Below are 7,338 nucleotides of genomic sequence, written 5' to 3'. Positions count from 1 at the left end.
GGAAGAAGATCAGTATAAAAGTACTAAAGAGGTGATTAAGGGAGGAAAGACAGAACACTTCAGTAACATAGAAGCACTTCATCAACTTTATTTGGAAAACGTTGTTACATTTGTAGTCCCATGGAACAAGTTGTATAGAAGGTGTTTATTTAAGGGTATTGAATATACCGTTGGAATTATTAATGATGATGAAACGGTTATACACAAGCTTCTTTATTACAGTAAAAAAACAACTTATTTACGGATGGGTTTATATTTTTATGTCCAAAGAAAGAATAGTCAAGTTAACGCACCTTTTAACTTGAATAAACTGGGTGCAGTGTATGCGTTAAAACAGAGAGAAGTTTTCTTTAGAGAAAAAAAAGAGCATGCGTTGCATCAAAAGGCTTTAAAAAGGTACATGGAAAAGTTCCTTTGGTATTATTCTTTAACTAAGTCAACTTTGACGGATGTAGATAGTGAATTAAAGGCATTAAAAAAGACATTCAACCAGAGCTTACGATACTTGCTAAAACATAACGAAATTGGTTGGAAGCAGAAATGTATGTGCATCATTTTCTGGATGCACCCACCGATGTATGAATTTATCAAGAATGAGGTTTATAAAAGGGAAAAGAAGCAACATACAAGCGCTTAGAGTAGGACAGTTCCATAGGAGAATTACGGCTCTTTTTTATAAAAAAGAACTGTGGTGATATGTCAAGAGAAAGCTAATTAAATAGGAAGGTATCTTGGAACAAATGTGAACGCTGATCAGCAGTCTCGTTTATGCGTACGATCCTTCTATCGAAAGCCGCCCTAGAGCTACTAACATCCAAGGTTCGAATATCAAGGTGTACAGCCTGCGTGTTTGAAGGTCAAAACGTACACTCGGAAACAGTCTATTTAATGGGGTTATGACGACAAGGAGAATAAGAATGGTCCAAATGAGCCTAAGCCCAATACCTAGGAACATCACGGAGCGTCCAAGTGATTGATATATGATACAGGTCGCTTATTTACAATCAGAGCACAAACGGAGTTATCTTTCATTGCATGCGGCGACTCCAGCGAAAGCATCACGAGTCTTGAGACCTCACTTTGAGAGCTCTTTGCGAGCGAGGAGGCTCAAGCAGTGCCCGCGTAAAGTGTCCGGCTGCAGCATAAGATAACGGAGTTATAAAGTCGGTATAACTCAAAAATGAATCAGAATAAATAGGCTATGATTAATGCCTAAATATACTATACGAGGAGGTCTATGAATGAAAGGGATAATTTTAGCAGGGGGCAACGGAACGAGACTGTATCCGTTAACTCGTTCGATATCAAAGCAATTGTTGCCGGTATATGATAAACCGATGATTTATTATCCGATTTCCGTATTAATGCTTGCCGGTATTCGTGAAATACTAGTCATTGCAACGCCTGAGGATGCGCCGCGGTTTAAGCAACTACTTGGGGATGGTTCGGAGCTCGGTATTGAACTCACGTATAAGATCCAGCATAAGCCGAACGGTTTGGCGGAAGCATTTATAATCGGTGAGGACTTTATCGGTTCGGATGAGGTATCCATGATACTCGGAGACAATATTTTTTATGGGCATGAATTTACATTTCATCTCGAGCGTGTTCGGAATCAGTTAAGAGGTGCTACTATTTTTGGCTATAATGTGAAGGATCCCGAGCGGTTCGGTGTAGTCGAGTTTGATTCGAGAGGGAAGGTGCTTTCAATTGAGGAAAAGCCGGATCATCCGAAATCCAATCATGCTATTACTGGCTTATACTTCTTCGATAATGAGGTAATTGACATTGCAAAACGGGTTACCCCTTCTGCACGTGGCGAACTGGAAATTACCGATATTTTAAATGAATATTCAAGAAGAGGTAAGCTACACGTTGAACTATTAGGACGCGGATTTGCTTGGCTGGATACAGGGACGCATGAAACATTGCTTGAAGCCTCTCAATTCATTGAAATCATTGAAAAACGGCAACGATTAAAGGTCGCTTGCTTAGAGGAGATTGCTTTTCATAAGGGCTATATTTCGGAGGGGCAATTAAGAAAGCTTGCAGAACCATTAAAAAAGAGCGAATACGGGCAATATTTATTACAAATTATTGAAATGAGCAAAGAAAAGAAACGGAACCAATTGCTCGCACAGTAACTACCCGTTCTGGTAAATTCGGGTGGAACAATTTAGGCGATGGTCGGAAGGAATAGCATAATCTTTTATATGAAATGGGTGAATCGTTTATGAAAGTATTAAATACAAAACTACCTGGTGTGAAAATCCTGGAGCCGAAAGTATTTACGGATAACCGGGGTTTTTTTATGGAAAGCTTTAATGAGAAAACATTTACAGCGCACGGACTTGATTATGGCTTTGTCCAGGATAATCATTCGCTTTCCACGGAGAAAGGCGTCATTCGTGGGCTTCATTATCAGTTGAATCCGATGGCACAAACGAAGCTCGTTCGCGTAATAACCGGAGCCATTTACGATGTCGCTGTTGATATTCGGAAAGGATCGCCGACATTTAGCGAGTGGGTTGGGGTGGAGCTGAGCGGAGATAATCATCGGATGCTGCTCGTACCACAAGGGTTTGCTCACGGCTTTTGTACGCTAACCGATCATACACATGTTCAATACAAAGTAGATGCTTATTATTGTGCAGAAAATGATCGGGGTATACGCTGGAATGACCCAACGCTCGCAATCCAGTGGCCGGTATCCAAGCCGATTTTGTCGGAAAAAGACCGGAACCAGCCTTTTTTAAAGGAAGCAACGATTAATTACACGTATGAAAACAGGCTAGATGTTCAATATGAAAACATTTGACTATCTTATTGTTGGTGGAGGCATTATTGGATTAAGTATAGCGAGAGAGTTAATCAATCGGTTTGCACATGCATCTATTTGTTTACTGGAAAAAGAAGCCCACGTCGCCTATCACTCTAGTGGACGGAACAGTGGTGTATTGCATGCAGGATTTTATTATACGTCGAACAGTTTAAAGGCAAGGTTTACGAAAGAAGGAAACAAACAGATGACGGCATACTGCGTGGAAAATAATTTGCCTTTGAATCGGTGCGGCAAGCTTGTGGTAGCGACGAATGAGGAAGAGTTGCAAGGTTTATTTGAATTAAAAAAACGTGCGGAAACGAATCATGTAGAAATCGATTTGTTGAGCGAGCGAGATGTGAAAAAAATTGATCCGAATGCAAATACGTATCGATGGGCTTTATATTCTCCGACCACTGCATCTGTTGATCCGGTCGCGGTTTGTAACACGTTAAAAAATGAAATTATCAATCAAGGTGTGCAAATTCTGTGTAATACAAAGTATAAACATAGGACGGAAACAGGTGTATTAACGAATCATGGAAAGCTTCGGGCAAGCTATGTAATTAATGCAGCAGGGCTGTATGCGGATCACATTGCCAAAGATTATCATTTTGGCGAAAAGTACACGATCATTCCTTTCAAAGGTATTTACTTGAAGTATGATAAAAACAAATCCGATGTTACAACGAATATTTACCCAGTTCCTAATTTAAATAATCCTTTTCTCGGTGTCCATTTCACGAAGACGGTCGATGGCTCGATTAAAATTGGACCAACTGCTACTCCGGCGTTTTGGCGGGAAAATTATAAAGGAATGAAAAACTTTTGCTTACAGGAATTTTTAACGATTTTATTTTATGAAAGTCGATTGTTTAGGAAGAATTCCTTTAATTTTCGGTCATTAGCTAAGGAGGAAATGAAAAAGTACAAAAAGTCTTATTTTGTGAATCTAGCATTAAAAATGGTCGATGAGGTGGATAAAAAAGGGTTTGGTAATTTTATGCGTCCTGGAATACGAGCGCAATTGCTAAATAAAGACACAATGGAGCTTGCACAAGATTTTGTCGTGGAAGGAGATCATCGTTCCTTTCATGTATTAAATGCGGTTTCGCCTGGATTTACGTGTGCTTTTCCTTTTTCAAAGTATGTCGTCGATCAAATAATGGAAAAGCAAAAGAAAACTTTAACGAATATACACGAAAGCATCTCTTAAGGAGGCATTATTATGCAACATATACTCGTGACAGGTGCCGGCGGTTATATTGGCAGTGTGTTGGTACCAAAGTTATTGAACAGCGGCAATCGGGTTACAGCGATTGATCGCTTTTATTTTGGTTTGGATAAACTGAAGCCCCATCCAAAGCTTACAATTGTACAGGAGGATTGTCGCTACTTAAAAGCGGAATACTTTACAACCGTTGATGTTGTCATTGATTTAGTAGCCATATCCAATGACCCAGCGGGCGAAATGTTTAAGGAAGTAACGTATGAAATTAACTACTTGGCAAGGGTTAAGGCTGCAAAGCTTGCAAAACAGATGGGGGTAAGGCAATACATTTTACCTTCTTCCTGCAGTATATACGGCTTTCAGGATAGGGACGTCGTTGTAGATGAAACCGCCGCGACCAATCCGTTGACCGTGTACGCGAAAGCAAATGAAAAGGCAGAGCAGGAAATTTTGCCGCTTGCCGACAACTTTTTCACAGTTACGGTTCTCCGTCAGGCGACTGTTTATGGGCCTTCTCCACGCATGCGCTTTGATCTTGCTGTAAATGGGATGACATTCGGTGCATGGAAAACAGGTGTCATTCCTCTAATGCGAGATGGTACACAGTGGCGGCCGATGGTACATATCGAGGATACGACAGACGTCATGTGTTTACTGTTGGAAACAGATCCAGAACTTATAAACGGTGAAATTTTCAATGTAGGCTCCAATCGAAATAACTATCAGCTCGGTACGCTCGCAAAAGAAATAGCAGCGGCATTGCCAATGGATGTAGTAATTGACTGGTATGGTGACCCGGATCATCGTTCTTATCGGGTCGATTTCGGAAAAATTGAAGAAAAGCTTGGCTGGAAAGCAAAACATACGGCAGCAGATGGTGCGTTGCAAATATACAAGGCGCTTGAAAATGGCACCCTTGAAAAAACAGAGCAAACGATTACGTTAAATTGGTATAAGCAATTGGTAAAATGGGAACGGATTGTCAAGCAAGTAGATAAATACGGAGGTATTTTGGAAATAGAAAGGGCAAACACATTCGCTTCAACAAAATAAAGGTTGGCTTTTTTTACAATACGTATTATAAAGCTTACGATCTTTGGAGGGTTCTTAATGCGCCAAATTACGAGAGTTGGTATCGCTGGGACAGGATTGATTGGAAAGGGATTAGCATATGAAATTGAAAAGCAAGCAGATATGGAGTTGACGAAGGTACTTACACGAAGAAGCTTAAGGACGATGCAAGACTATCCGTTTCCTGACGTTTTAACGAACGATGTAAAGGAATTCATCGAAAGCTGTGATTTAATTGTAGAATGCAGCGGGGACGTTATTTATGGAACAGAAGTAATTGATAAAGCAATGCGAGCATCGTTGCCTGTTATAACGATGAATGCTGAGCTACAAGTTACGACTGGATCTTATTTTGCTCGGAGAGGATTTATAACCGAGGCAGAAGGAGATCAACCTGGTTGTTTGGCTGCATTACATGAAAATGTAGTGAACATGGGGTTTAAGCCGTTAGTTTACGGAAATATAAAAGGGTTTTTAAAACTAGATCCAACCCCCGATGAGATGAAATATTGGTCAAACAGAAATGGAGTTCGCCTTGATATGACGACCTCTTTTACGGATGGAACAAAAGTACAGATTGAGCAAGCGCTCGTTGCGAATGGAATTGGAGCAGGAATTGCTGTGGATGGTTTGCTTGCCCCAGCGGCTGATAATTTACATGAGATTGGGGCGGAGCTTGCGGCCGAGGCAAAAAAGGTTAAGAAGGCAATTTGCGAGTTTGTAGTAGCACCTAAAGCTCCTCCTGGTGTATTTATTACAGCAGAGCATGACCCACGCCAAAAGGATACACTCCGCTATTACAAAATGGGAGAAGGTCCTTATTATACAATTTTGCAAAACTACCACCTATGTCATCTGGAGGTCGTAAAAACGATTAAACGTGTTATTAAGGGGGAGGGCGTATTATTAAATAATGGAGAAAATCCTACTATAAGTGTTGCAGCAATTGCGAAGCGAGACTTGCACCCTGGGGAGAAAATTGATAAAGGAATTGGCAGCTTTCAAGTAAGAGGAGAAGCTGTAAATATCTCGATGAATGCCAATCATGTACCAATTGGACTACTCGTAAATGCAGTTTTAAAGCAACCGATTGCAGCAGGTCATGTAATTACGTTTGCAGATGTGGAACTTCCGGATAGTCTCGCTGTTCGTGCATGGCTTGAGGTAGTTCCACAGGATATAATGTTGAGCAAATAGGGATAGGAGGCGCATGTAAATGAAAATCGCTTTCATTTCAGATATACATGGAAATGCAGCCGCCTTAGAAGCTGTATTGAACAATATCGAAAAAAATCGTGCAGATCAAATAGTTGTATTGGGAGATATATGTTTCCGAGGTGTTGAACCGCGGCGATCGATTAAGTTAATTCAGTCGCTTAACACACATGTTATAAAAGGGAATGCCGATGAATGGGTTGTTCGAGGAATGAAAGCAAATGAAGTTCCAGAACAAGACTTGACTCAAATGACAGAAGAACTCAAATGGGCTACTTCTAAATTAGATGCAGAAGATATCGATTACTTATATGGTTTACCGCAAAATGTAAACTTGGAGTTGAAAGGCTTTAAAATAAATGCTTTTCACGCAACACCAAGTAGTTTGTTTGATATCGTCTTACCGGATGCAACGGATGAAGTGCTACGTGAAGCGTTAATGAAATCAAACGCTCATATGTATGTCTACGGGCATATTCACAAAGCGTATGTTCGTTATATAGATGGAAAGTGTGTAGTGAACCCAGGAAGTGTTGGATTGCCCTTAGATGGTACGGATAAGGCATCGTATGCACTCGTTGAAATAAAAGATGGAAGTATAACTGTCGCAATTAATAAGGTGGCTTATGATGTTCAATGTGTAATAAAACAAATTAGAAATTCCAATTATCCTAATAAAAAGCTGCTTATCCAGCTGCTAGGAAATAATTAGACTGAATTTAAAGAAAGTATTGACATTTAGTGAATTATCAGTCATATTATTAATAGTTGTTCTTTATTAAGTACAAGAAGTGACACGTAATTTTTTTGCTAGAAAAGTTCTTTATAAAGAACGAAATCATTCTAATAAAAGTAGTATTTATTTATCTATCCGAAATGGGATTAAACACTCCTTTCGATTTAGAATCATTGGAATATGTTTCTTGGACTTGGACGCTCTGAGATATCTCTAGTGTGAACGCCGATCGCAGCCTGCGTGTATGAAGGTTGAAACGCACAC

7 protein-coding genes are annotated in these 7,338 nt (G+C 40.0%); all 7 read left to right on the top strand.

Translation table 11 applies throughout. From position 1 onward, the window contains the following. Positions 1 to 637 (top strand): hypothetical protein (locus ACLIBH_RS02145; protein ID WP_439315018.1); only part of this gene is annotated, 637 nt, incomplete at its 5' end. 604 nt (positions 638 to 1,241) lie between these two features. Then, positions 1,242 to 2,144 (top strand): glucose-1-phosphate thymidylyltransferase RfbA, encoded by a 903-nt coding sequence (gene rfbA / locus ACLIBH_RS02140; RefSeq protein ID WP_439315017.1) that lies wholly within the window; start codon positions 1,242 to 1,244, stop codon positions 2,142 to 2,144. An 89-nt stretch (positions 2,145 to 2,233) separates the two neighbouring features. Continuing rightward, on the top strand, positions 2,234 to 2,818 hold the full coding sequence (gene rfbC / locus ACLIBH_RS02135) for a dTDP-4-dehydrorhamnose 3,5-epimerase (protein WP_439315016.1): 585 nt from the start codon (positions 2,234 to 2,236) through the stop codon (positions 2,816 to 2,818). Beyond that, positions 2,805 to 4,037 (top strand): L-2-hydroxyglutarate oxidase, encoded by a 1,233-nt coding sequence (gene lhgO, locus ACLIBH_RS02130; RefSeq protein WP_439315015.1) that lies wholly within the window; start codon positions 2,805 to 2,807, stop codon positions 4,035 to 4,037. Before rfbC ends, lhgO begins: the two co-directional genes overlap by 14 nt. 12 nt (positions 4,038 to 4,049) lie before the next feature. Further along, positions 4,050 to 5,105: an NAD-dependent epimerase/dehydratase family protein gene (locus tag ACLIBH_RS02125; protein WP_439315014.1), complete on the top strand. Its 1,056-nt coding sequence runs from the start codon at positions 4,050 to 4,052 to the stop codon at positions 5,103 to 5,105. 57 nt (positions 5,106 to 5,162) lie between these two features. Next, complete coding sequence (locus tag ACLIBH_RS02120) at positions 5,163 to 6,320, top strand: SAF domain-containing protein (RefSeq protein ID WP_439315013.1); 1,158 nt, start codon at positions 5,163 to 5,165, stop codon at positions 6,318 to 6,320. Between the two features lie 19 nt (positions 6,321 to 6,339). Continuing rightward, positions 6,340 to 7,050, top strand: a complete 711-nt coding sequence (locus tag ACLIBH_RS02115; protein ID WP_439315012.1) for a metallophosphoesterase family protein — start codon at positions 6,340 to 6,342, stop codon at positions 7,048 to 7,050. The last annotated feature ends 288 nt before the right edge of the window (positions 7,051 to 7,338 follow it).

This window comes from Virgibacillus sp. W0430 (genome assembly GCF_051846935.1).
In the GTDB taxonomy this organism is placed as follows: Bacteria; Bacillota; Bacilli; order Bacillales; family Amphibacillaceae; genus JBPYCR01.
The sequence above is the reverse complement of the archived record's forward strand: the minus strand, read 5'-3'. Positions and strand labels throughout refer to the sequence as shown.